Source organism: Geomonas ferrireducens, from assembly GCF_004917065.1.
In the GTDB taxonomy this organism is placed as follows: Bacteria; Desulfobacterota; Desulfuromonadia; order Geobacterales; family Geobacteraceae; genus Geomonas; species Geomonas ferrireducens.
The window spans coordinates 952555-978092 of sequence record NZ_SSYA01000001.1; the positions used below are offsets into that span (position 1 = coordinate 952555).

Consider the following 25538-nt stretch of genomic DNA (forward strand, 5'->3'; position numbering starts at 1 on the left):
CCCTTTTCTCGATCATCTGCACAGCATCCCGGGCACCTCACTTCAGATAAAGCGGCATCAGCGTGAACTTACCGTCCAGGCTGTCGGGCACATCACGCAAGGGTTGCCAGGCCCACGGCGATTCGCTCCAGATGAACGGCTTCCCCTGCACGTGGGGGGTACCGTAGAGCATCCAAAAACCGGTGCTCGTGGCTGAAGCATCGAGGACGCCGGCCAACGCCATAAAAGAACGCACCATTTCCGTCGATCCCACCTTGGCGTCGAGCGCCCCGTCAGGAATCTGCTTGGGATAGTCGGTCACCCCATACCCCAGATCCCAGCGCCCGAAAACGGAGAGGGGGTTGTTCGGATCGGTATAGGTGATGACGTTTCGTGCCGTCTGCAGATTCGTCACCCCGGGCAACCATTTGTTGAACTGCAAACGCCGCTCGGGGCGATTGTCGGTGGATTGGAGATCCTCCCGCACCTGCAGCGAGGCGGGGTAGTTGATCCCCATCAGGTAGTCGGGGGTGACCATCTCCGCGTCGTAATCGGTCGAGCAAGCGCCGCCGTCCGTCGAGCGGCTCGTGACCTCGTAGGGGCCGCCGGTCGAGCGGTAGTACACGAAGCAGCGGTAGGACATCTCCACCAGCCCGGTCGCGCCGGTGTTGGCGTCCGCCAGCATGTAACCGTTCAGGTAGCTGCCGGTGTTGTCGAGGGAGATGGCGTCGAAGAACGCGGTGATGGAATCCGAAAACTGCTCCGCAAGGGCCGCCCGCCAGAAGATCCAGAGCCCCAAGGGCTTGACCTGGCTGTGGGACATCCGATGGGTTGTCTCGTTGAACATGAGCCCCTTGTTGTTATAGCCGAAATCGGTGGTCGAGCCGATCAGGCCGGGGGTCGCCGCGTTGAAGGTGATCATGTCGTTGTTGACGACGAGGGTCTGCGCCATCGACTGGGAAAGGAACCCCGACCAGGTGTTGTGGGTGAGGATGGTCTCGCCCCCCGCGCGTTTCAGGAAGGCGGAACATCGGTCGGGGAAAGCGCCCGTTCTCGTCCCACCTGGGGGGAGATCGAGGAAAGAGATCACGTCCATCAGGTCGCAGAAGGCGTTCACGAAGTAGACGTCCATGAAGGTGGGGCCGGCGGTCTCATAGCCTAGGAGAAGCTCCGACGCCTGAAAGTAGTTGCCGTCGGGGAGCCAGTTGCCGGAAAAGTCGAGGCCGGCCGGCTCCTCGACAGTGGCGCCGTGGTAAATGCCGAGCATCCGGAAGAGAAGCCTCTTCAGCCGGTGGGCCGTCTCCGCCTCGGTCGCCGGGTCTTCGAGGTACCGCAAGAAGGCGGCGTAGTTGGCGTTCAATAGATCGCCAGCCTTGTCCAATTCCGCCTGCGCGGGACCGTGCTGCGTCGGAAACGTGTGGTCAGGGTTGATCAGGTAGGCGTTGTCCCAGCAGTTGTCCCGGGCCGACACGATCATCGCCCCCTGCAACTTCCCCTGGATGAATCCGGCCCGGTACTCCGCCTTCAGGTCGTTCGCGTCCCTCGACACCACCGTGAGGTTGACGATGTTGTTGATGGTCCGGATCGCGCCCGAAGCGCTCGCGTCCAGCGCGTAGGTCGTGAGCGCGGGCGCTCTCCCCGGCGCCAGGTATGACTTGCCGGGGGTGAATTCCCCGGCGGCTGCCGTTGTGGAGACACCAAGGACAGCGGTCCATAGCAGAAGGATGTACCCTCCGACTTTCATGATGGTTCCTCCTTTCCGACCTCCGTTTTCAGGTCCGTCTTTTGACATCCGCTGCCGCGCTCGAAGACCCTACCTACTTGATGAGCGCTTCCAGAGTTGCTATCGAGTTACCGATCAGCGGGTCTATCAGCGCCTGCGATGGACAGGTAATGATCCAGTCCGGTGTAAAACCCGATCCTTGCGTGTCGGGTGTGCCTCTGAGAGCGCATCCGTCTGTTTTGTCCAGTATCGAGTTGAGTTGATCCAAGGCGCTTTGATATTCAGCCGTCCTGCGCGCCGGCTTCGTGGACTCTTCCGCCGCCTTGATGCTTGCGATGACCGCATCAAACTTGTTCAGGAGGGCTTTTCTCCTGTTCTCCTCTACCTTGGTGTTGGCCCCATCCATGTCGCTTGTCGCCACCCGGACCGGATCCGCGACGATGCTCTGGATAATCTGAATCTGTTGTATTGCAGCAGCAGGTGTGGGCGGCGGCGGATTACCTGCACCGTAGCCGACCGTTGTCATGTAAATGTCCCAGTTGCCGTTCCTGGAGTCCATGTAAACGATGCGCCCGCCGGAACTTCTTGGAAACTGTTGATCTCCGACAACATTTGTCACTCTGAACTCAGCGGGATAGAGCGTGTTGTAGAGGTAAATGTTCCAGTGGTAAGTGTCATATGTCCACCCTTGATAAACGATGTAATAAACCCCGCTGTAGAGCTCGGAGATATGCGGCGATTGATGAGGCACATGGTCGGTCCAGTACACTGGGGCTGTCGTATTCCAGGTGGCACCGGTTGCCACATCTTTCATGTAAACATCACGGTCATTGCCCCACATGAAGTCGTTAGGAGGAGACCACCGATAACTATTCAACACATCCCAGACGATATGACTGCCGCTGATTGCTGGAAGCTGCGGATTTCGACTCCCCTTTTGACATCCAAGATCGGGATCGCAGGAGTATTGCCATATCTTGGTTTCGCTTCCACCGGCGAGGTCAACATAGTACACGTTGCCATCCTTGATGTAGGCTATGCGGTTGCCGGAGATCGCCGGAGATGTATTCGCCCCTGATGTTGTCACCCGTGTTTCAGTGTTCGCCACGAGATCATAGAGGTAGATGTCCCAGTTGCCGTTCCTATTGTCCTGCCACACTATTTTGGTACCGTCTATTGCAGGAAATTCCTGACTAGCCGCACTCGTGGTTATCTGGGTCTCCGTTTTTGTTGTCAGGTCATACAGGTAGATGTCCCAGTTGCCGTTCCTGTCATCCTGGTAAACGATTTTATTGCCGGAAATTCTCGGACTGGTTTGATTACCCGTATTCGTGGTTATGCGATTTTCCGGATAACCGTATTTCATCAGGTAGATGTCCCAATTGCCGTTTCTATTGTCCTGATACACTATGAGGTCACCGGAGATATCAGGATTCTCCTGGGATGCAGGGTCTGAGGTTAATTGCTCCTCCATGAACAAGATTTCGGCCATTGCAGGTCCGGATGAAAATGCACCGAGTCCAAGGAGAATAACGGCAGTCCTTGCCAACATGATCTTCAAGGAGCGCATGTTAAGTGCCTGCTTCTCCATTTTGCCGCCTCTGATTGTTTTCATTTCGATCTCCCCTTTAGCCGCGTACCAGGCTTCCTATGCTTTTCATCCACCTCATGGGTGTCCCTGGTTTAAGGCCCGCCTCTTCCCGACTCCTTATTTCTTCTGTCGCCCCCCTTGGGGTAAAGATAGGGTAATCCCGTGATCCTTCAGGCTCTTGCCCACGTACAGGACGGCAGCCTCGATCTCTGCCTTGTAGTCGTCGCAGATCCCCATGGCGCTGAACATCGCCGCTTTGAGGATGTCGACGGGGGCGGAGAACCCGAGCTCGGAGAGCACCCCGGTAAGCTGCACGGCGAGCAGTTGCACCGCAACGGGTTCGGGCTGGGAGATGGCCTGTCCCAGGAAGATCATGTCCTTTCGGTGCCCTTTCTCGGCAGCGGTCAACGCAGCAGCTGCGGCCAAGGAGTCGCCGCCGAAGCAGTACGCCGCATAATCCGCTACAAAGGCCTTCACGAACAGGGGCTGGAACCCCTTCGTGTCGCTCCGGGCCGCTGCGGCCAAGCGCCGGCCGAGCAGAGGGGCCATTTCCTTCTCGATCCTTATGTCTATCGCTTCTTCCACGATCACGTGGGCGGTCAGGAGCGCCATGTCGGGGTCCATGCCGAGACCGGCGAATGCCTCGCCGAACGTCTGCTCCGGGTCGGCCGGGTTTACCGGAGCGTTCAGCAGTAGCCTCGCCTTCACGATGATGTACCCGTCGTTCTCCCCGCATGTCTGGCAGGAGGTATGGGCGACGTGATCGCCCCCCCATTGCTGGTTGTGACTGACGAACCCGAAAGCAAGGGCCTCTTCGGTGTTTGTCTCCGCTGCGTCCCAGACCTTCAGGAAGGTGTCGGCGTAAGTTCCCTGGGTCTGATCCCCTATCCAACCGGGGCACAAGTCCGGGTCGAACACGAAGTTGTACATGTCCGGCGCGACGCTCCCCCACATCTCTTTCAGGTCGTCATGCCCCGCGTGGCTACCCAGCTGGTCGACAATGTAGGCATGGGTCGCCTGGTTCCAAGAAAACGCCACGGTGGGCATCATGAGGAACAGGCAGCACAACAATCCCAATGCCATGAGATGTTTCTTAGCACCCTTTCTTTTCATCTCGCTATTCCTCCGTGGTCATCTCCCCTCGGCCGATCAAGAGTGCGGCACCCGGCGGCGAAAACATCGGCTGACCGGCCGAGGGGATCTGCATGGACCAATGTCCTTGGCTATTTCTTGAAGTGGATCGCACGGTCCCACAAAATTTCGAACCAGTACGGCCCGACACCCGTCTCAGGTTCGACATAGGCACGAAAACCCAGGAACAGATCATCATCCAGGCTACCCCTTGGGCAACAATCCCCAAACGGGCAGTTTCCTACCGGAATCTGCTTGACCTCCAAGCAGTCCGTCGCAGGAAGACCACCACAATCGCGTGCCACTTTGAAGGCATAGAGTTGTTTGGACATCGCCTGATATTTGCCGAGGTCGTAACGATCAACAGTTCCGATGATTTCTCGGCTGTTTTTCCCTGCAAGGCCCAATTCCATGGCTGCATGGTACAGGGTGAAATTGGAGTAGGTCGCCTTTCCGGTAGCTTCATGATTCACCCCGAATACCACCAGGAAATCTTCAGGGTTACTGCCAAGCTTGAAGTCGGCCGTTTTCAAGTACACGGTGTCCCTGCACTCGCCTATGAGGTTCGTCCCTCTTTGGAAACCGTCCAGCCATTCAAGCAGCCAAATACCGCTTTGGAGTTTCTCCGCCTGATAACCGGGGTTAGCCGTAACGATTTCCGACTCCAGACGGTCAAGGGCAGGCATAAGATCGGTTTCCGTTTTCCCTGTCCCCCGCACCAGCATTTGCGGTGTGGGGTAAGGGTCCAGCTTTGCGGGCTTCTCCGGATAGGTCACGTACAACACGCTGGCCCACTGGCTTGAGGTATCCATGTAGTTGTTGAGGTCGTCCTGGTTGGCAGGCAGATACATCCTTTCGACGAAAATGAGAGTGTCGGCCTTTTCATCCTTACCCAACTTCACGACGGACGAGGGAACCACCATGGTGTTCATGATCGATTGCGGAAACCCCGCTCGCATCGCCGCATTCAGAACGCTCGCGTTGGTGCCCTGGTCCGCGGTCATGACGATGATTACGTCCTTGTCGAAAGGATGTTTCTTATCAATCGTGTTGATTCGGGAGTGGTTTATGGTATCGCCGATACTTGAGAAAATTTGCTTTCTATCTTTGCCATCTCCGTTGTAACGACTGTACACAAAGCCCGTATAGCTGAAGTAAGCAACGGGCGGAGGCGTCTTTCCGATAAATATCACCGCATCATAAGGCTCAAGCTGCATTTCCCGCCCTACCCGCACCCCCTCATACGGCTCGCTTATCACCTGGTACGGCGCCGCGGCATTGTTGCCGAACGCCGTGTCGGTGAGTCCGTTGCATACCCAACAAGCGAGGTTAACGGGTCCGAAGGCATCTTCCCAGTGGGTCACTTTAAATCCTTGCTGCTCCAATTGCTTCTGGAACACGACGACTCTTTTGTCCGTCACATGGAGTTTCCCATCTCCCTGAGCAAAGGCGGGATTTGCAGCCACCAATCCTGTAAGCAGTATTGTGAACAGCATTATTTTCGCCTTCATGTCGGTTCTCCTGTTTTTCTGAGCGCCCCTCAAAGCGCCGGACGCATCCCCTTTGTGCCATCGAACTGGATGGAAAACGGGGCGAGAACCTTCAACGGGTCCGGTCCGCGCGTTGAACCGGGGGTCATGTAGTTCCGCTGCAAGATTTTGATGGTGTCCCCGGCAGGAACGAGCTGCCTCGGGACTTCCTCACAGAAAGGATAGAGTCCGCTGCAGTCCCGCGCGTAATAGTACACGTAGAATTTTTTGTACAGCTGCGGATCTGACAGTGCGCCCTTAAACCTCTCCGCACTCTCTTCGAGAACCGGGTCGTCACTGTTCAGGACGCCGACGAGCTGCGGGAACCAGTTGACCGCAAGGCTCGTGTAGGTGGCATTGCCGGTTTTGGTGCCCAGCGTCCCGACCACTGCGATCACCTGCCCCTCATCGAGCCGGTAGGTTCCGGCGCTGATCTGGGGCTCGTCATCCATGTTGTCGCCCAGGCAGTTCATCGGACCGCGCGGCAGCGTGATGTTTTCCGCCGGGTCCGTGGGGGGAGGACCGTCATACCCCAAACAGTGCTGGCCGACGAGGTCGACCCAGCCGGTAAGGCTCTTGAACTGGGCTGCCGGCGCGTCCGGCCGCTGACCGGCGCCGTCCTGGCGCCAGTAGCTCTTGACCGCCGCCACGAGGCTATTGAGATCGCCCTGCAAGGCCGACTCGTCGAAGTTCCAGCTCTTCGTCTCGTATTGCTGAATCTTGTAAGGCTTCTGAGCCTGGCCGCCGTTCGGGGCCCGGACCCGGAGTATCGTCAGTGGCAGCTCTTCGCGCCACTTCTCACCCAGAACAGTGTCGTTCGGCATCGAATAGCGAATGTACGTGATGAAATCGTCCGCCTCCGGGCCATATCCCAAACGAAGCAATTGCGGTTTGGCCGCGTTGTCCGGGTCAACGAAGCCTGCCGGCTCCGTGAAAACCAAGCTCTTGTCGACCCCCGCTTTCTCGAGCGCCCCGGTCATCGCCGTGGCCATCTGCTCATCGGCCGTGATCACGAAATAACGGGGCTCTCCCCAGACCCCGGCACTCTGGTTGTCGATCATGACGTTGTTGATGGTGTCGCCGAAGCTCGCGATCATCATCATGCGGGTGGGATCTGGCGACGCACCGAAGATGATGTACAGCAGATCCAGTGTTGAGGGTGTATCCAGCTTCGCATAGACCGGGTCACTCTTGTTGAGCTCGGTCTGCCGGGTAAAGACGTTCGTCCCCATGCCGAAGTAGCGAGCCGGCGGGGGCATCTGGGCAATAATCACCAAAGCTTCCCTTTCACCCAGCCGGTAGTTTGCGGCCATACCCCTTTGCCCTTGAACGAGCGCATGCTGCAGGCTCCGGTCGACGAATTCGTCCTTCCACGGGGGGACGACCGCGAGCACGTACGGAGCGGTCGGATTATTGCCGTAGCAGAAGCCGACCGACTGCAGCGGCAACTTGCAGTCATCGGCTCCCCACAGCCTCCAGTACCCCCGCGCCACCTCATACCCCTCCTGCAAGACCGCGCCCTGGAAACCCTGCACCGTCATCTCAAGGGATGCCGGCAACCGGTTCGCCTTGCTGAGCGGGTCCGTCGCAGCGCCTTGGCTGCCGGAGACGGTAATGAGCAGCGTGAAAATACATAGCCAAAACAATTTCGATGCGCTCATCGGTATCCTCCTTTGCCGCAGAGGCGCCCGCAGCCATTTTGGGACGCCCCTGCCCTTGAGAAGCGCGGCTGATCTCCAGCCCCAAGTGCTACCGTGTCTGTATCGTGGACCCGCCGATGCTGCGCTGCGGGTGTTGAAGCGGCGAAATTCACGGCCGCGAAAACTTGATCATCCGGTGATAGACGACTTCGGTGAAGGCCGGGCCGATGCTCGTCCCCGGCTCGAGATAGGAACGGGTGCCGAAGGCCAACGGCGTGTTTGCCCGGTCGGCCGCGTGCTCGGGACCGTCGAGCTGTAATCTCGAGCAATCGCCGCTAGACATTTGCAGGCAGAAATCCTCGCCGCCGCACTGCCATGAGACCTTGTAGGCGAACATCGAAGAAGCTGCCGGATCGCCTGCGTCAAGATACGCATCAGCGCTGTGCACAAAGTCGGTATCGAAGACGCTGCCTATCGCCAGCTGCGACGGCTTCGCATAGGCATTCAGGTTCATGTACGAGGCTTTGCCGGTGGCGGTGTGGTTGACACCGTACACGACCATGAATTCGTCGTCGGTCAACCTGATATCGTAGCGGTCGGGAAACGATTCGGCGCCGGCACCGACGTAGATCGTGTCGCGGCAATCGAGAAAGGCGCGCTTCATCTGCTGGATGAAATCGTAACCGTCGTAGCTGCCCGGCGCCGACGTGTATTCGGCGGCCACGACGTAACCCATTTCGGTGTATTTGCCGATCACGCTTTCGCGGATCTCGTCAAGTTTCCCCATCAGGCTCATTTCCGTTTTTCCGGTTCCGCGGACGCGCAGCTCCGGGGCAGGGAATGGATCGAGGTCTGCCGCCGAGAATGTCTTCGGGGTCACTCGGAAGACGGATATCGGCGAATTTGCCGTGTTCAAACTGGCGAGATAAGCAAGCCCCGCGGCTTCGCCGGCCGCGCCGTTCAGCCACATCGCGTTTCGCCCAAGAAGCATGAGTACGTCGTGCCCTGGTCCGATTCCCAGGTTCGCCAACGAGACGGGGATGACGATGGTATTGAGGATTGACGCAGGGTAGCCGGCCTTCAGAAGCGCCGAGCGAACGCGCGCATCGGTGCCCTTATCGGGAGTGAAAATCAGCACCATCGGCGCGTTGTACGGCCCGGGGCCCAGCGTCTTGATGGTAGCGACGTTCACGGTATCCCCCAGGCTGGACCCCACGTCCAGACAGTGCGGATCTCCCCCGCATCCCTGGATCGGCGCGGTAAGGAGCTCGGCAGGCACGGGCTGGGCGTAAAACTTATTGGTAAGGAAAGGCTGGTAGGAGAAGTAGGTCTCGGGAGGAGGCGTTACGCCGATCAGGACCATCGCCTCATCGGGACGGAGTTGGAAAGCATACGGAATCACCGTGGTATCGCCAGGAAGATGCGGAACCGCTGCTGTCAGATACGGCGCGCCCTTGTTGTTGTATTTGGCGCTGGAGGTCACTCCGTTACAGTACTGCTGCCACATGTCGAGGGACATGCTCTGGCCTGTCCGGACGTCGAATCCGTCTTGATCGAGCGCGTTTCGAAAGCTCGCCAGCGCACGGGAGTCGTGCCCGGCTTGTTGGGCGGACGCACATGGTAACAGCGACAACACCGCATACGAGATTGCGAGGAGCAGTAATTTTGCCTTCATAACCGTTTCTCCTTTTCTGTTTTCGGTCATTTCGCCTGGTTCTCCCGGGGGCTCGGGTGATCCGCCTCGTAGTGCGCCTTTCCTGTATGGCATCCTGACGCGCTGCCATGCCGGCAGCCCCTGCGTTGTCCATTGCCCTCCGTGCCGGCACAAAAAAAGGCCGAGCGTGCTAGGGGGAAATTTCCCTTGGCAGCTCGGCCATCTTCGAACGAAGATCCGCCGCTTTCCGTCCCCTCCTCGCGAAGGGGTTGGCCTTTCAGGATGAAGTTATTTTTTGGTATTTTCCCCTGGCCGTCCCGTGTAAGGGCGGCCAGGGTTTGCTTAACTCTGGGCCTCGCTCACTCATTGACCTGATTAGTGTGCTTCACTTTCGGTCCATTTTTTTGTGGCTGAGTCTTTGGAAGACTAATGATAAAGGGTATCCCGCGCTCTTAATTTTTCAAGATGATACACAGTTTTCCCAGCACGACTCGAGGTGGGGCAGAAAGTCTCCGCAGGAGCGGTTCTCGCCACACCCCGACACGATTTCGAAGCAAATAGGAGCCAAAACTCGAGGCGGTTGAAGATAAACTCTTCGGAAAAGAATTTCCGCATCGCTCCGAAGAGTTTTCGAAAAAAACGGAGCAACAACGCGAACCGCCTCTTACAAAAGTGGACAAGAAAGGCCCTTGGAAAATCCAAGGGCCTTTCTTTACAGTGGAGATCCGTCCCAAATGCCGCCCCCTCACTCAAACCGGGCGCTTTCCCTTGTGCATCTGGGTCAGCAGACGATCGAGCGATGAGGCGAAACGCTGACGATCGGTGAGGCTGAACTGGGCCGGTCCTCCCTGTACGAGCCCCCCATCCCTCAACTCCATCATGAAGTCCCTCATGGCGAGACGCTCGCCTACGTTCTCCTCGGTGAGCAGCTCGCCCCGTGGATCAATGGCGACGGCACCCTTGGCGACAACCCTCGCAGCCAACGGTATGTCCGCGGTGATGACCACGTCGTCGGGACCCACGTGTTCCGCGATATAGTCGTCGGCAACGTCGAACCCTTTGCCGACCACGACTGATCTCACCAGCTTGGTTTCATGCTTGGAGAGACTTTGATTGGCCACCAGGTAGACCGGCATCTGTAGGCGCTCCGAAGCTCTGAAGACAATTTCCTTTATCACACGAGGACACGCATCCGCGTCGATCCATATCGTTACCTTGCTTTCCGCCAAGAGTCTTCTCCTTTAACGCCAACACTCAAATGATGCGGATTATACGCAACAGGTGTTAATCCTCCAAGACATTCCGGGCCGAAGAACCGGCTTCCAACAGAGCGCGACGAAAAAAGGCCTCACCACAGGCAAGGCCTTTTCTCTTTTAGCTTCTGGTTCGAAGTAACAACTACAGGACGCGCGGCCGGTTCCTATTCATGAACATGCGCACGGCAAGATAGACCACCGGCAGGATCCCTATGATGAAAAGGGTGTCACCCGGCAGGCGCATCCACTCGAACAGGCGCACCATGGGATCGGTGAAGAATTCCGGCTGCCGCCCCTCCCAGTAGGAGGTGGCGAGGATCTTTCTCAACTGGAGCAGCCCCACCGGGAATAGGTTCAGAAAGAGCATACAGGCGAGCCCGAGGTTGGTGCACCAGAAGGCGATGGCCATGGCGCGGTTGCTCGCGCGGTCAAGTGGAACGAAGTAGCGTGCCACGAACATGAAAAAGCCGAGGGAGAGCATGCCGTACACCCCCATCATGGCGCCGTGGCCGTGGTTTGCGGTCCACTGGGTGCCGATCTCGTAGTAGCTCACGATGGGGAGGTTGATCAGGAAGCCGAAGACACCCGCGCCCAGGAAGTTCCAGAAGCCGACCGCGATCAGGAACATCACGGCCCACTTGTGCGGGAACATGTCAGCCGCGGTACTGAGCATGGAACTGCCGGCCGGAGCACCAAGCCCCATGAACTTCCACGCCTCGTAGGTCAAAAGCAGCAGGGGTATGACCTCCATGGCGGAGAAGAACGCGCCGAACGCCATGTGCACTTCGGGCTGCCCGCTGAAGTAGAGATGATGCATGGTGCCGAGCACCCCGCCTATGGAATAGAGGATGATGTCCAGATAGATGATGGTGGTCGCTACCCGCACGCGCACCACCCCCATGAGCATGAAGACGTAGGCCACCATAATGGTGGTAAAGAGCTCCAGGAAGTCCTCCACCCACAGGTGCACCACCCAGAAGCGCCAGAACTCGATCTGGTTGAAGTGGGTCGTCTTGCCGTACAGCATGCCGGCCGCATAGAAAAGGGGAATGGAGACGGCGCTGTAGACGAAAAGCCACGGCATGTTGCCCGGGTGTTCCCCACGCAGCCTCTCCCTCATGCCGCGCACCAGTATCACCAGCCAGATCAGCATCCCGACCGTCAGCAGTATCTGCCACAACCGACCGAGATCGAGGTACTCCCATCCCTGGGATCCCACGTAGAACCAGGGGCCGCCGGTGGAAAGGATTCCTTTCAAGCTCATCGCTTCCCCGGTGAGGCTCCCCACCACCACGACCACTAGCGCCCCCAGAAGGACGAGCGCCAGTTTCTCCTGATGCGGCGGCTCTTTTCCCGCGATCATGGGGGTCAAAAAGATCCCCATCGCTAGAAAGCTCGAGGCCACGAAGAAGAGTGCGAGCTGCACGTGCCACATGCGGGAAAGGTTGTACGGCAGGATGTCACCGAGCGACCAGCCGTAGAACCCCGCTGGCTCAACGTGGTAGTGGGCGTTCACCCCGCCCAGAAGCCCCTGCAGGAGGAATAGCCCGGAAACCACCAGGAAGTACCAGGCCACCGTGCGTTGCGACGGGGTGAGCTGCACCTTTTCCGGTGCCTCCATCTTCGCCGAATATTCGTCCGCCGCATGCCACCCCAGGAACTCGTAGCGACCAAAGACGAAGAGTGTGGCGCCGGTGCCGCAGAGCAGGGCGATCAGGCTCAGTACGCTCCAAAGCAGTGCCCCCGAGGTGGGGCGGTTGCCCGCAAGATTATCCGGCGGCCAGTTGTTGGTGTAGGAGTGTTCGGTGCCGGGGCGCTGTGCGGTGCTTGTCCAGGCGGCCCAGGAGAAATAGGCGGTGAGTTTCCTGATCTCCTCAGGGTCGCTGAGATATGGCCGTTTCAACCCCTGCTGCGTCTCAAGCGGTCCGAACCAGCCGCGGTAGTAGTCGATGAGCTCCGCGTGCGCGCGTGCCCGGGCGGGGGAAAAGGTGAGCTGACCGCTCTCCGGCACGTAGCTGTTTTCCCTGAGTTCGGTGCTCACCTTGGCTGCCGCATCCGCGGCGGAAAGTCCTTGACCCGCATAGTACCCCGTCTGCTTTTCGCCGCTTAAGTGCAGGTATTGGGCGGTAAAGTCCGGGCCGAGGTAAGCGCCGTGGCCGAAAATGGTCCCGTACTGCATGAGCCCCAGCTTCTGGAAGATCTGCTGTCCGGCAATGACGTCGTCGCCTGTGTAAAGCACCGTGCCGTCCGTCACCCGCACCTCCCGCGGGACCGGCGGCCCCTCGTAGGCGTTGCGGTAGGCGAGGTAGCCCATCACGGAAAATCCGAGCAGGAAAGTGACCACTGCAGTCACCAGCCACCGGGGCGAGAGAACCAAGTTTTTATCGCGCACGTTCATGGAAACCTCCATTACTAGGTTTTGACGACAACCGGTTCAACACTTCATGACTCTGCACGAGGCTTTACTATTGGAAGATTCGGAGGAGGGATTTTCGAATTGCCACAAGTGAAGAATGTAACAGCCTCTCTTCGTGTGTCAAACATGGCGGGAGGAAGTGCCCATTACCCGGAACCATTATCCACGATCATGGCATTGGGTGAGCGTGGCGCGTGGTGCCGGGCATGGGCACTCACCTGCATGATCAGTAGGCATTTACGCTCGAGATAAGCTCCTGCTGTCCCATGTGCTCAATGCCGCTCCAGTAGATGGGCCAATTTTTATCAGTGATCGGGTTGATGAGCGTATCACTCACTGAAGCGGGCGCATTGTGGCCCGAGTAGTAGTGCCCCCGGTAAAGCGCCTGGTCGGCACTGTTAGTCACCAAGGCCGGAGTGAGTCTTGCCAGAGAAGCGTCCAGATCGCCGGTCAGAGAGTACGCACCGGAGAAGGTGTAATAGCGCGAGAAGGTCAAAGAAGCGGTGGCAAGGTCGTAGTTGAACGAACTGTAATCGATCGGTTTAAGGCTGCGACCGGAAATGGTGAAGACCTTGAATGCCGGGTTGTTCCCGAAATACGGCGCTATGGCCGGCGTTATCTCCACCGTGTCCGAAGAGGGGAGCACCCGATATTCATCCATGTGGGTATGCCCGGCAAGGGTGAGCGAGATCACTCCGGGGTAGTTGGCGAGTATCTGCAGAAACCTTGTCTGATACTGAGGCACCCACATCATGGTGGCGGTGGAAATATGGCCGTCGGCGTCCAGATTGGCAGGCTGCGCCGTCGTACCGAGATCGGCGCCGGGAGGAGCGTGCATCAGCAGCCATACTTTTTTGCCCGCAACCGTAGCGGCGGCAAGCCTTGAGTCGAGCCAGTCCAGTTGCTCCGCCACCGCACCGTCATTCGCGCCGGGAGTCGGCGCTACCAGCGGAGAAAAAATGATGGTGTTCATCCCGATCACCATCAGGTCCGTTCCGGGCGGTTCAACGGAGTAATATCCGCCGGATGTGAAGGTCCGCTCGAATGCCTGACGGTCGCCTATGCCGGTAAGAAACGTCGTGTGGAAGAGTTCCTTCGTATTGGAAAGAAAGGTGGCGTCCGGCCCGTATCCGGTATAGGAGTCGCCGTTGCCCAGCGCGAAAAAGACCGGGAGTTTTCCGACGGCCGCGCGCACCTTTTCCATGAAAAAGGTGACCGCCTTATCGGTAAAGGCCTGCATCGCCGCAGTGTCCGACGCATCGCGGGGATTCGTGGTCCCGTTCAGATGGTAATAAAACATCTGCGGCAGACCGTGCCCGAGAATGTCCCCTGTGAAAATCACGTAAGGGCTCGCCCCGAGCGCCGCCTTCAGGCTTTCCAAGGCGACCTCGAGCAAGGGATGGTTGGAATCCTTGCCCCAGGCCGATGGGGATGTGATTGTCGATGTCTTGAAGACCGCATCCCATCCGCCCGCATCCGCCGCGACGAGGGCCTGGAAAAGCGTTCCGTCATAGAGCGGGTTGAAGTGCACGTCGGAGAAGACGACTACCGGGAAATCGCTGTTGCGGGTCGAGCTGCCGCAGGCCGCGGTTAATGTACCGAGGTACAGGCACGCGACGGTCCCCGCCGAGTATTTCACGAAGTCCCGTCTGCTGATGCCGTACCTCGCCGAACTATTGCCCCCATTTTCTGCCATGCCATCCTCCAGGATGATTGAATTGTAAAGCCGTACCTCCGGCCGGCGTTGCGACCGGCGCGCATTCCCACCCCGTGCTAGTTGAGCGCCACGGTGTAGCGGGACAGCAGTTCCTTGCGGTGGTGCCGCAGGTCTTTTCCCGTGGGCTTCGAAGGATAGGGGCGCTCTCCCATCAACCCCTTCCAGAGGATGCGGTTGTACCGGGCGAAGTTGAACTTGTCTTCCGAGGAGAAATCCATTCCCTTAGTCACCTTTGCCCAGTATTTGGCGTCGTGCGTCGGTTTCGGCACCTTTGCCGTCTTGCTAAGCGGTGTAAGACCTGCGAAAGGCGGCAAGGTGGTGCCGTAGAGGATCGGGGCGGGCTTGGCGGTAAAGCTCCATGGAGCCGGGGTCGTGGTGAAGATGTCGGTCATCGGCCGGGCAAGTGCGTCGTTCAGGTTCATCGGCCGGAGCCCCAGGACCTCCTCTATGGTGCGCAGGAAATTTACCGTGTTGTAGTGTGAGGAGACGAGCGCACCACGTTTCACGTAGGCACCCGCCACAAACGCGATGCTGCGGTGGGAATCGACGTGGTCCCCGCCGTCCTGTGAGTCGTCCTCGATGACGAAGATGAGCGTGTTGTCCTTGTACCTCGGGCTTTTCGAGATCTTCTCCAGAAGGAGCCCGACGGCATAGTCGTTGTCGGCCTGCTGTATCTCGGGGGTGTTCACCCCGTCGATCGCCGTGTTGAAGTTGCCGGTGTGGTCGTGCATGAGCCGGACGAGGCTCAGCGCCGGGAGGTTGCCGTCCGCCTCGTAGGCGTCGAATTCCCGCTCCCATTCCTTGAACCGGTAATAGTCAGGGAACGAATTGTCGAAGCCGCGGAAGTAGATGTCGGTGCACGGGGCAAGCGCCGCACTGGATGGGTACGCCACTTGGACGCCGACGGAGGCAGGGTCCTTCAACAGGGCGATGCCGCCTGCGACCATGGGAACGTTGTAGCGCGTCGTGTCCAGGAAGAAACCGTAGTTTCTGACCGATAGTCCCTTGCGCAGTGCCGCGTCCCAGAGGTATCCCTTGTTCACTTCGTTGCCGGGTCCGTCCGGCGCGGCCACGTCGGTCTGTCCCGGGAGCAGGTCGTCATCGTCCGGGGTGAGCGGGTTGGCCGCCCTGCGTTCGGCAAGGGTCGGGTAAGCCACGTTCACGCTTCGGTTGGTCCCCTCCGTATCCAGACTGAGCCCTCTACCCGCGTATGCGACGGCATACTGGCGCTCGACCACGTCCGGCGCACGCCCCGACGTGGTCCACGCCCAGCCGTCGTTACTCACCTCGGCAGTATCGTAGAAGTTGTCGAGCGTTACGAAGGTCCGAGCCACCGCATGCTGGTTCGGCGTGTAGCGCTCGCCGAACTCCGCCAGTGCGGGATCGCCGTTACCCACCTCCAGGTCGCCCAGGATCTGGTCGTAGGTCCTGTTCTCCTTGATGATGAAGATGACGTGCTTCACGTTGGCCTGCAGAACACCCATGACCTCCCGATCCTTCGCGCCATCCGCATAGGAGAAGCGGTTGTTGGAGATCACCTGCGCCGTCAAAGGCGGCAATTGGGCAGCGGCGGGAAGCGGGAAGCTCTGCAGCCCGGCCTTGGTCAACTGCGGGTTGTAGTGGTTCGTAAGAAAACCGTTCGGGCGGGAAGGAGGTCCGTAACTGTAGCGGAAATCAGGATTCGGCCCCGTCGCAGATTTCCCGTTGATCACGTACAGCCAATTGCCGTCCGCACTGGTACTGACCGAGTTGGGATACCACCCGGTGGGAATGAGCCCGACCACCTCACCGCTTGCACGGGTGTCGCTCAGGTCCACCACCGCAACGCTATTCAGGTTGCCGTTCGTCACGAAGAGCCTTTTCTCGTCAGGCGACAAGGTCACGCTGTTGGGGTTTGCGCCCCTGAGGTCCGCCAGCGAAGCGGGCAGTACCGACGCCGGTGCGATGACCGGTATGGTGCCGACAATCGCGTTGTCGGCGGTGCGGATCACGTCTACCGTGTCCGACTGGTCTTCGACCACGTAAAGCAGTGACTGGTCCTTGTTCAGCGTCATTTTGTTGGGCTGGCCAACGACCTTGATCCGCCCCGTCACGGCCGGCGCGCCGTTCAACCTGACGACGACGATTTCCCTGTCACGGATGCTCGACACGTAGGCCGTCGCGGTCCCGTCCGACTCGCTCCCCTTCACTGTCACCCAGAACGGGTACTCGCCGCCCGGGACGCCAGTTGCCCCGCCGCTTTTGCCCGGACGCAGATCCAGTTCCGCTGCCGGCGCCCAGTTGTTCAGCCCTCCCCTGAAAACGGTTATGGAGTCGTTGTAGTAGTTCGCGACCACGAGTGTCTTGCCGTCGCCGGAAATGGCCACCCCGGCGGCGCAAGGTTTCACTCCGATCTGGAGGTTTATCGAGCCGTTGCCGAAGTTTGCGTTCCAGGGAAGGCCGTTCCCGGTATTGTTGTGTCCCAGGGCAAGCGGTGTGTTCACCTCTCCCCAGGCCCCGTCCGCGATCCGGGTAAAGACATGCACGTTGTCGCTCACCCCGCCGCTCACATAGAAGGCCTTGCCCGACGGGTCGAAGGCGATCCCGTTGTAGCTGTTGGGAATCTGCACCACCTGCTTTTTCACCGGCGTACCGGTTGAGATGTCGTAGATGAACACGTACTCGTTGGAGTCCGGCGTGTACCAAGGGTAGGGAGTACTCGGGGTGGCAGTATAGACGCGATTGTAGCCGCTGGTCAGCACCAGAAGGGTTTTGCCGTCGGGACTTTTAACCGCCGTCACCGCTTGTCCTGCCAGCCACTCCGGCTTATCCGCCAAGCCCGGGTTCAGCGGTTCGAATCGGGAACCCGATGGAGCGAGCGGCGTAATGTACTGGTTCATATTGGGAAGAAATTGGGCATCACCGACGCTGCTGCTGCCGTTGCATCCCGCGAGCAAAGAGAGTGCTGCAGCCAGAACAACGGTGAACCATAAGCCGGGTTTCATAAAAACCTCCTATTGTCAAATAGCTCCACAATCCAGTCCGGATAGCAACAGTCGAGACAACAGTTCTCCAAGTCGGTCAGCATATGAATTTCTTTAAAATTATTTTCTATTTTAGGGCTTCCGAAACTGGTAACACGTCCTCACCCGAGGCCACAATCTGCCCCTGCAAACAGATTTAAAACTGCACCTGTACGAGGAGCGAGTCCCGGCTTAATCTAGCGATCAACCGGCCGGCCGTGTAGCAAGAAGAGTGGCATGGCTCCCGCTTGAGTCCCAGTCGCGGAAGCCATAAAGTGATGCGTTCAACGGGAAGAGTCTGCAGAATGTTTTGTTCCAAATGAAGAAAAGGAGAATCCAGTGCTTGATCGATTGAAATTAACCTTGGCGGCTTTGTCCTCGTTTACCGTGCTCATTTCTGTCAGCCCTGTCGCTTTTGCGGAAGACCTTACCTTTCCGCTCGGGACGGCAACTCCCTCTGAAACGTGCGGTGCATGCCATAGCGCCATCTACCGGGAATACACCCTCGGCACCGGTAGCGATAACCGTAGTGCCCATGCACAGACGAAACACGGCAACATCGCCATGCCCGCAAAAGTCAGCTCCTCGGCGACGGCTCATGCGACCGCACTTTCCGAGTCGCGCGGCCAGGACAAGAAGGACTTTCACTGCGACAGCTGCCACTTCCCCGACGCCTTCAACATCACCGACAAAGGTGCGGACGGCAAAGTAAAGCCCAAAACCGCCGCGGCGACCAATGGCGGACTCACCTGTGCAAGCTGCCATCTGACCCCCGACGGCAACGTCCGTGCGTCACACAGTACGAGCGGCGCGCCGCATAAAACGGTAGTCGAACCGGCACTGCAGAGTTCCATCATGTGCGGCCACTGCCACGGCTACCAGTCACCCGACAAACGGGTCCCGGGGAAGATGTTCCAGACCTTCCTCGAATGGCAGGAGGATTACTACAAGCCGGGCCTTGGAAAAGACCAGTGCCAGGACTGCCACATGCCCCGGACGCTTCGCAAGACTGCCGAGGACTTCGACGTCCCCCCCCGCAGCGTCGGGCGGCACACCTGGACGGGCTCGCATTCAAGGCAGCGTCATCTGAGCTCCCTGAGTGTCACCATCGTTCAGCCGTATGAAAACAAGCAGTCGCTCGACTTCGCGGTCGTGAACATCGGCGCGGGACACTCCGTGCCGACCGGCGAACCGTCGCGCGCAGTCTACCTTCAGGTTGAGGTGTCGGATAAAAAGGGAGTAAGCACGAGCCGGAAGGAATGGATGTTCGCCCCGACCACGGACGGGCAGACCACCGACGTCATGGGACCGCACGAGGCTTCCATTCGCGCCGGTGAGGAACGGACGCTTCACTGGGACCCGGCTCTGGCGCCGGGCGAGTACACCGTGAAGGCGAAACTGCTCTATTGCACGGACCGTTTCCAGACCAAGCCGGTGAAGGAAGAAGTGACCAGCGCCGCCCTCGTCATAACGGCAAAATAGAAGGTCCTCAGGGAATTTAGCGGAAACGCGCGTGCCTTAAGCCGGGAAAAAAGGCAAATCCCCCCTGCCCCCCTTCGCAAAGGGGGGAACGTCAGGGCGCATGCAGCGCTTCGTAGGCAACTGCACTTCACGTTCCCCCGGAATTCCCGGAAGAACCCAAATAAAGGCGAGCTACACTCGAGCAGTTGTTTCGGCCCCTGGCGAAAGCCAGGGGCCTCATTGTTTTCAGCTCTTTCCGCCCGTTGCCCGGAAAAGCGCCCCCCAGGTTAGCAGCCCTCTTTTTTTCGCACCCTCAGCGCCCCCTGCAGATACAGCAACAGCAAAGACGCTATCAACAGGGCAACACCCAGAAATCCCATCGGAGAGAAGCGCTCCCCGAAGAGGAACCAGGCCAGCAGAGTCGCGACCAGCGGCTCAAGAAGCGTGCTGATACTCGCCGCAGTCGCCGAGGTGGAACGCATCCCTTTCAAGAAGAGCACATAGGCGAGTGCCGTCGGTACCGCGCCTAGGTAGACAAGTACCGTCCAGGCAAGGGGAGGATAGGTCACGACCATGCCTTGGGAACGTGCGACACCGAACAGTATGGCAGCCCCGATGGCGAAACTGATCGCAAGAGACTGAAACGGGTCGTATCGCGCTGCGAGCCGTTGCGAGGCGATGGTCATCATCCCGTAGCTGAAGGCCGAGACAAAGGCCAGCGCAATGCCGCTTGCGTCCGCTCCGGAAAGCTTTGACTGTTCCTGGGACAGAACCAGCAGGCCGGTTCCCGTAAGGGCGCCTAACAGGGCCAAAAGCGTCATCCTCGAAGGCCCCTTCTTCGTCAACGCGGCGGAAGCGACGGCGACCATGACCGGCGCCGTGCAGAGCGTTATCACCGTTGCCACCGCGACCCCGGTACGGGCGATGGCTCCGAAGTAGCATGCCTGGTACAAAGCGGTCAGCAAACCGACGAGCATCATCAGCCCGAGATCGGTGCGGGAAACCTGGAACATCTTTCTTCCGAGCCTTGCCCAGCAGACCGAGAACAAGACGGGGAGAGAGAACGCAAGACGAAAGAAACCGATGGAAAGCGGATTGGTGGCGGTGATTTGATAAATGGTCTTGGTGGAAATGCCGACGGTACCCCAAAGTACCGCGGCGAGCATGATCAGTAAAAGCCCGCGGCGCGACGCTGCGCGGGAAGTGTGCGGTGACTGCATATGAAGTCTCCTTGAAGCTCAGAGGAAAAAGGAACACTCAGAGATCAAGGCAGAAAGGCGCAACTGTAGTGCGAACGCGGGGTGCGAACTGAAGGGGTAGCCGCCAGACTGCCTTGCTAGGCGAGAATGGCTGCGGGAGGGGGTAATATGCTGGAGAAGGGATAATACATGCGGAACCTATATCAGCTGCCGTAACGCCTTGTCAAACCGATTATTGATCAGCCAAGGCCGGAAGAGGCACCAAGCGAGATACCGAGGCGCGTCATGAGGTCAAGCAGGCGATCGGACACGGCCGCGTCCAACCGCTCAAACACGTCTCTCCGCGAGCTGTGGAAAGCGACGAGGTTGCAGCCGATGAGTGGTAACTGAGAGAACTCTGCGGAGGTAAGCGACAAGAGCCCGTAGTTCGTTGCGTAAGCTCGGGATCCTTCCGGGACCCAGGCACTGATGAGGTAGTCGATGTCGACAACACAGATGCGATACCCGATCGATTCGAGCCATGCTACATGGGACGGCACCGCTTCACCAAAGGAGAAGGCTCCTAGTCCTGTATCGTATCCGAAGACCCCCTCGAAAACGATGGTAGGAAAGGACGACTCGATGACGCGGCGCGCCCCCTCAAGCACTAGGCGCTCGGCACCCTCGGTGTCGATTTTGATGAAGTCGGGAACTCGGCCGATCGAGCGCGAAAAATCATCCACCGTGTCGGTCTCCACCAAGCAGCGGCGCACTCCCGCTCCGAGCCGGGCCTCGGTTCCCAGCTCGGGTAGGATACTGGAGGATTGCGCAGTCTCCTCCGGCGCAAGGTAAAGCACCTGATGACCGGCGATGGCCGAAATGGCCCGGCAATAAGGGAATACGTTGGCGCAGGCCTCTTCGCAGGCGCGCATCGACAGCGCAAGGAAGTGCTCGGGGTGAGGCTCGAATGAGTACACGCGCCCTGCTTGTCCCGTCAAAGCCGCAAAGAAAAGCGAGAGTTCCCCCTGAAAGGCGCCGATGTCGAAAACGGTGGCGCCAGGCGGAATCGCCAGCTTGAAAAGATCCTTTAACAACATCCCGCACCTCGCTGCAAAGTCGTGCCGCACCGGGCGGGCATATGAAGCCCTCCGGAAGCCGCGAGGCATCCGACAAGCTGCTCCTCCGCGCCGCACGCGACAGGCCGTTTGCCGGCCACATCATTCCCTATCGGCTGAACGAGGCTTCACCTTAAGACAGAACGCCTTTTCCTCGACTCGAGACAGGCACCTCTGCGACTTTGCAGACCAGCTACTCTGGATCAGCGCCATCTTTCTTCTCCAGGCGCTCCAGGCATCCCGGACGTGGGCCGCGAGACCGCACGGGAGGAGAGTGAAGTTGCCGACCCCGCACAGGCCTCACCTTGAGGCGGCAAGCACCTCGGCGACCTTGCGGGCGAAATCGTTCAGCGCGAAGGGCTTCGCGATGTAGTGCGTGCCTTCGTCCAGCACTCCCTGGTGCACGATGGCGTTGCTCGTGTAACCGGACATGTACAGTACCTTCAGTCCGGCATCGTGCTGGAGGAGCTTTCTGTGCAGCTGCGGGCCGGACATGTGCGGGAGCACCACGTCGGTAACGAGCAGATCCACGCGGCGACCCTCGGAAAGTTTCAGCGCTTCCTTCGGATCTCCGGCTATCAGCATCTCGAACCCCGCCTGCGCCAGAAGCTCGGCCACAAGCAGGCGCACCATCTCGTTGTCCTCGACGAGAAGGATGGTCCGCCTTGCTCCCTCCAGGGCGACCTTGCCGCCGGCATCGGCGCGCTCGGCAACCGCCGCCCCCTCCGCGAGCGGGAAGTAACACTTGAAGACGGTCCCCTTGCTCGGTTCGCTGTACACCCAGATGTTGCCGCCGTGCTGTCGCACGATGCCGTAGACGGTGGCAAGGCCAAGCCCGGTCCCCTTGCCGATCCCCTTGGTAGTGAAGAAAGGCTCGAAGACGCGCTGCCGCGTTTCCTGGTCCATGCCGCAACCGTCGTCGGCCACGGCTAGCATGAGGTACCGCCCGGGGATGACGTCCTTGTGCAGGCGGGCGTACTCGTCATCCAGAAGCACCGGCGCCGTCTCGATGGTGACCACGCCATGCTCCCTGATCGCGTCCTGCGCATTCACCACGAGGTTCATCACCACCTGCTCGATCTGGTTTTTGTCCGCCCTTACCGGATAGCGTCCTTCCGCAAGCGACATATTGAGATCGATGCTCTCGCGGATGGTGCGACGCAAGATGCTCCGGAAGTCGGCAACCGCCTGGTTCAGGTCGATCACCTTCATCTCGAGGACCTGTTTCCTGCTGAAACTAAGCAGTTGCTGCACCAGTTCCTTCGCCCCTCCGGCGGCTTTCAGCATGTTCCCGCAACGCTCCTGAACCAGCGTGTTTTCCGGCAGGTCGAGCCGCAGCAGCTCGCAGTACCCCATGATGGGGGTCAAGAGGTTGTTGAAGTCGTGGGCGATACCTCCTGCGAGCCTGCCGATCGACTCCATCTTCTGCGCCTGGATCAGTTGGTCCTCGAGCAGCTTGCGCTGCGTCACGTCGATGAAGGTGACCACCGCGCCGCAAATCCTCCCGTCGTCCACGACCGGGTGCGCCCACAATTCGGTCTCCAGCGCCGTCCCGTCCGCGCGCCAGAGCACCTCGGCCGGGAGATGGGCGCCGGCCCCGGTTCGAAACGTGTTGCACACCGGACAGTCCTCGCTGGCGACCTCGTCACCGTCCCCCCCCGGAGGATGGATGAGGTCGTGGATCCGCTTACCCAGCAGATCTTCCTCCTGCTGGTAGCCGAGCAGTTGCAGGCAGGAACGGTTGCAGAAGGTGCAGACGCCCTCCGCGTCCACCCCGAAGATCCCTTCCTCCGTGCAGTCGAGCAGATTGTGTATCCGTTCGTCCTTGCCCCTAAGCTCTTCCTGTATCCTCGTCCGCTCCGCCAGCTCCTGTAGCAAGGTCTCCGTCTGTTCCGTAAGGCGCTGGAAGGCGTCGTTGACAACGTTCCCGACGATGTCGAATTCCGTGACGCCGGTCGGCTCCACCTTTCTGGATGAACTTACCGCCGCAACCATGCTCTCCACCGGGCGCTGCAGGTTCTTTCTGAGCACCAGGAATATGCCGAAAACCATGACCAGGCACCCGGTGGCTACCAGCGGCGCCAGCATGGCAACCTTGCCGTCCTGCAGCCAAGTGTTACGGGCCTTGCTCACCGTCACCACGTTCCATCCCCACATGGGGAAGCGCTGACCGAAGGCCGCCACTTCATCGCCACCGACCTTTATGGCACGGTACCCTTCCGCAGCCTGGGCTGCCACCGCCCGGGTAACCGGGAGGGGGAGCGTGGTGCAAAGCACGACTCCGCTCGAGTCGATGACGACACCGCCGTGGCTGGTTCCAGACCAGAGCAGCCTCAGTGTCTCCATTACGCTTTTCTGTTTCGCCTCGGTGACTTCTTCGTTTCCGGTAAGCAGGGCGGCGGTGAGGTCGTTAGCGGCGGTGGTGAGGACCTTGCGCACTTCGCCGTTGGCAGAGGCCAGGGTAAAGCGGACGTAGTCGTCGTGGACCCGGACGGTGATTGACTTGATGAGGAAAAGCAGAGCGAAGAAGACAACGGCGATAACAACGAGGCTGGGAGCTATGAGCTTGAAGCCTAGGCTTTTTCTATCGAATGCCATTACCTGCGTCCTTGAACATGTCACGGATTCGGAAGACGCCGACGAGGAAGTCCCGGTCAGGGGTGACGAAACCGTGCTTCACTTCGTCGTCCCAGTGGCTGACAAACACCTTGTCCCGTGCATTGGTCAAGGGTTTGAGTTTCAGTAAGGATGAAACGAGCCGGTCTCGGGCCTTTGCAGGGAAAGTGGGGAGGGCGCAGACGGCGAAATTTGGAAGGGCCTCGGAACGGGAGAGGACATGCAACTTTTCACGGGAGACCTTCTCGTACAGGCTCTCCTTTATCCCGGCCGCGGCTATGTCGCCGGTCAGCATCGCGGATACGAGCTTGTCCTGGCTGCCAAGAAACACGGGCGAGATGTCCGCCATGTAGACCCCGGCATCCTTGAGCATCCTCACCGGAACCACGTGTGCAGCCGTGGAGCCCTTGAAAAAGCCTACCCGCTTCCCTTTCAGGTCGCGCAGGTTCCGGATCGCTTGATCGCTCGAGACGAAGACGGAGTGGTAAACCGGCTTGCCGTTTGGAGCGAGGGCGACCAGCAAGGGTCTGGCGCCGCACGCCTCATAGGCACGGGCGAGCGGAACCGGACCGGTGAAGGCAGCAGAGATCTTTCCGTTGCAGATGTCGTTGAGAAATTCGGCGTGATTCGGGTAGAGCTGGAGCTGCCATTTGTCACCGGTGGTCTTGCTGAGGTAATTCACCACCGGTGTGAAAAGCGTCCAGATCTTCTCGGGACTGTAATAGGGAACAACGGCGAAGGTATACGTACCCTGTGAAGCTGCACAGGCAACGTGCGCCGTCAGTAACAGGTTAAGGAAGAGACAGCAGCATGCGGCAAGTCGTTTCATCGAAACACCTCGTGTTCCTGATTAGGTATAACACACCGGCATCCGCCTACTCATAGGTGATTTCGAATCCGCCCTTTACCGAATATATGATGTCTGTCCCTAAGTCTTGTTCATATCGTCTCCAGAACAAGCCACCCCAGTTCCTACAGCCCTGCCTTCGCCATCAAGTGGAGGAGCGGGCACCTAAAGTATGCCGCAGCGCGTCTCTCTCTTAAGCTCGCATGGGGCAGGGCTGCAGCAGGTATACCCAAAAGTATAGACGTGTAATCCCAAGGTTATAGAGAAAATATACCCTGCCACATATTAATAAATTCCTTCCACCAATGTATTCTTACACCATCTTGCTCCAGCATCCTACACACTCTTACAACCTGCGTCGTCATACTATGAGCATGTACAGTCGCGACAACAGAAAATCGAGCCGCTTCTACGGTGAAATACCCATCGAATTCAAGAACGGCGTCGGTACCACCCGCGATTACAGCGCCGATGGCGTCTTCTTCACGACGGACCAGCCCGTGGCGCTTGGAGAGCAGATCGAATTCTTCATGGTGCTGAGGTACCTGGGGACCCAGCAGCCGGTTCGTGTGCAGTGCGAGGCGCAGGTGGTAAGAATCGAACCCGGAGCATCATGGACGGGGGCCGCCGCAGTCATCAACAGGCACTCGATAGAGATGGCCGCATAGATGACGGCGCTTCAG

The 25538-nt window shown here is 59.0% G+C and carries 16 protein-coding genes and 1 riboswitch; of the genes, 2 read left to right on the forward strand and 14 right to left on the reverse strand.

Features of this window, described 5'->3' with window-relative positions:
- Positions 1-37: 37 nt before the first annotated feature.
- From E8L22_RS04135 to E8L22_RS04180, 10 genes are all read right to left on the reverse strand, one after another.
- A complete protein-coding gene (locus E8L22_RS04135) occupies positions 38-1723 on the reverse strand; it encodes a phospholipase B family protein (protein ID WP_162604772.1) in 1686 nt (561 codons plus the stop codon).
- 73 nt (positions 1724-1796) lie between these two features.
- On the reverse strand, positions 1797-3317 hold the full coding sequence (locus tag E8L22_RS04140) for a PD40 domain-containing protein (protein ID WP_136523973.1): 1521 nt from the start codon (positions 3315-3317) through the stop codon (positions 1797-1799).
- Between the two features lie 93 nt (positions 3318-3410).
- Positions 3411-4406 carry a hypothetical protein gene (locus E8L22_RS04145; protein ID WP_136523974.1) on the reverse strand — a complete coding sequence of 332 codons (996 nt, stop codon included), beginning with the start codon at positions 4404-4406 and terminating at the stop codon, positions 3411-3413.
- A gap of 110 nt (positions 4407-4516) precedes the next feature.
- Positions 4517-5935, reverse strand: a complete 1419-nt coding sequence (locus tag E8L22_RS04150) for a hypothetical protein (RefSeq protein WP_136523975.1) — start codon at positions 5933-5935, stop codon at positions 4517-4519.
- A gap of 29 nt (positions 5936-5964) precedes the next feature.
- Entirely contained in the window at positions 5965-7614 is a 1650-nt protein-coding gene (locus E8L22_RS04155; protein WP_136523976.1) for a hypothetical protein, read from the reverse strand.
- 148 nt (positions 7615-7762) lie between these two features.
- Positions 7763-9298: a hypothetical protein gene (locus E8L22_RS04160; RefSeq protein ID WP_136523977.1), complete on the reverse strand. Its 1536-nt coding sequence runs from the start codon at positions 9296-9298 to the stop codon at positions 7763-7765.
- A gap of 155 nt (positions 9299-9453) precedes the next feature.
- Positions 9454-9531: riboswitch (cyclic di-GMP riboswitch) on the reverse strand.
- A 465-nt stretch (positions 9532-9996) separates the two neighbouring features.
- Positions 9997-10476: a YaiI/YqxD family protein gene (locus E8L22_RS04165; protein WP_136523978.1), complete on the reverse strand. Its 480-nt coding sequence runs from the start codon at positions 10474-10476 to the stop codon at positions 9997-9999.
- Between the two features lie 169 nt (positions 10477-10645).
- Entirely contained in the window at positions 10646-12901 is a 2256-nt protein-coding gene (locus tag E8L22_RS04170; protein WP_136523979.1) for a nitric-oxide reductase large subunit, read from the reverse strand.
- A gap of 244 nt (positions 12902-13145) precedes the next feature.
- Positions 13146-14615: a metallophosphoesterase gene (locus E8L22_RS04175; RefSeq protein WP_136523980.1), complete on the reverse strand. Its 1470-nt coding sequence runs from the start codon at positions 14613-14615 to the stop codon at positions 13146-13148.
- 77 nt (positions 14616-14692) lie between these two features.
- The gene (locus tag E8L22_RS04180; RefSeq protein ID WP_136523981.1) at positions 14693-17620 is read right to left on the reverse strand and encodes a beta-propeller fold lactonase family protein; all 2928 of its coding nucleotides are present in this window, start codon (positions 17618-17620) and stop codon (positions 14693-14695) included.
- Positions 17621-18202: 582 nt separating this feature from the next.
- Between E8L22_RS04180 and E8L22_RS04185 the strand changes: the two genes are divergently transcribed.
- The gene (locus tag E8L22_RS04185) at positions 18203-19120 is read left to right on the forward strand and encodes a hypothetical protein (protein ID WP_136523982.1); all 918 of its coding nucleotides are present in this window, start codon (positions 18203-18205) and stop codon (positions 19118-19120) included.
- Positions 19121-19386: 266 nt separating this feature from the next.
- Here E8L22_RS04185 and E8L22_RS04190 read toward each other — a convergent pair whose 3' ends face one another.
- The 4 genes from E8L22_RS04190 to E8L22_RS04205 all read right to left on the reverse strand — a co-directional run bounded on the left by E8L22_RS04190 (position 19387) and on the right by E8L22_RS04205 (position 24837).
- On the reverse strand, positions 19387-20319 hold the full coding sequence (locus E8L22_RS04190; protein WP_136523983.1) for a DMT family transporter: 933 nt from the start codon (positions 20317-20319) through the stop codon (positions 19387-19389).
- Between the two features lie 218 nt (positions 20320-20537).
- A complete protein-coding gene (locus tag E8L22_RS04195; RefSeq protein ID WP_162604773.1) occupies positions 20538-21374 on the reverse strand; it encodes an FkbM family methyltransferase in 837 nt (278 codons plus the stop codon).
- A gap of 318 nt (positions 21375-21692) precedes the next feature.
- A complete protein-coding gene (locus tag E8L22_RS04200; RefSeq protein ID WP_136523985.1) occupies positions 21693-23990 on the reverse strand; it encodes an ATP-binding protein in 2298 nt (765 codons plus the stop codon).
- Entirely contained in the window at positions 23977-24837 is an 861-nt protein-coding gene (locus E8L22_RS04205) for a PhnD/SsuA/transferrin family substrate-binding protein (RefSeq protein WP_136523986.1), read from the reverse strand. The genes E8L22_RS04200 and E8L22_RS04205 overlap by 14 nt, the downstream gene beginning before the upstream one ends.
- 386 nt (positions 24838-25223) lie before the next feature.
- Here E8L22_RS04205 and E8L22_RS04210 point away from each other — a divergent pair, with 386 nt between their 5' ends.
- Complete coding sequence (locus tag E8L22_RS04210; RefSeq protein WP_162604774.1) at positions 25224-25523, forward strand: PilZ domain-containing protein; 300 nt, start codon at positions 25224-25226, stop codon at positions 25521-25523.
- The last annotated feature ends 15 nt before the right edge of the window (positions 25524-25538 follow it).

Excerpts from the sequence above, each read along its gene's own strand:
- E8L22_RS04135 (WP_162604772.1), bottom strand. The coding sequence starts at position 1,723 with ATGAAAGTCGGAGGGTACATCCTTCTGCTATGGACCGCTGTCCTTGGT.
- E8L22_RS04140 (WP_136523973.1), bottom strand. The coding sequence starts at position 3,317 with ATGAAAACAATCAGAGGCGGCAAAATGGAGAAGCAGGCACTTAACATG.
- E8L22_RS04145 (WP_136523974.1), bottom strand. The coding sequence starts at position 4,406 with ATGAAAAGAAAGGGTGCTAAGAAACATCTCATGGCATTGGGATTGTTG.
- E8L22_RS04150 (WP_136523975.1), bottom strand. The coding sequence starts at position 5,935 with ATGAAGGCGAAAATAATGCTGTTCACAATACTGCTTACAGGATTGGTG.
- E8L22_RS04155 (WP_136523976.1), bottom strand. The coding sequence starts at position 7,614 with ATGAGCGCATCGAAATTGTTTTGGCTATGTATTTTCACGCTGCTCATT.
- E8L22_RS04160 (WP_136523977.1), bottom strand. The coding sequence starts at position 9,298 with ATGACCGAAAACAGAAAAGGAGAAACGGTTATGAAGGCAAAATTACTG.
- E8L22_RS04170 (WP_136523979.1), bottom strand. The coding sequence starts at position 12,901 with ATGAACGTGCGCGATAAAAACTTGGTTCTCTCGCCCCGGTGGCTGGTG.
- E8L22_RS04175 (WP_136523980.1), bottom strand. The coding sequence starts at position 14,615 with ATGGCAGAAAATGGGGGCAATAGTTCGGCGAGGTACGGCATCAGCAGA.
- E8L22_RS04180 (WP_136523981.1), bottom strand. The coding sequence starts at position 17,620 with ATGAAACCCGGCTTATGGTTCACCGTTGTTCTGGCTGCAGCACTCTCT.
- E8L22_RS04185 (WP_136523982.1), top strand. The coding sequence starts at position 18,203 with ATGCCCGCAAAAGTCAGCTCCTCGGCGACGGCTCATGCGACCGCACTT.
- E8L22_RS04190 (WP_136523983.1), bottom strand. The coding sequence starts at position 20,319 with ATGCAGTCACCGCACACTTCCCGCGCAGCGTCGCGCCGCGGGCTTTTA.
- E8L22_RS04195 (WP_162604773.1), bottom strand. The coding sequence starts at position 21,374 with ATGTTGTTAAAGGATCTTTTCAAGCTGGCGATTCCGCCTGGCGCCACC.
- E8L22_RS04200 (WP_136523985.1), bottom strand. The coding sequence starts at position 23,990 with ATGGCATTCGATAGAAAAAGCCTAGGCTTCAAGCTCATAGCTCCCAGC.
- E8L22_RS04205 (WP_136523986.1), bottom strand. The coding sequence starts at position 24,837 with ATGAAACGACTTGCCGCATGCTGCTGTCTCTTCCTTAACCTGTTACTG.
- E8L22_RS04210 (WP_162604774.1), top strand. The coding sequence starts at position 25,224 with ATGAGCATGTACAGTCGCGACAACAGAAAATCGAGCCGCTTCTACGGT.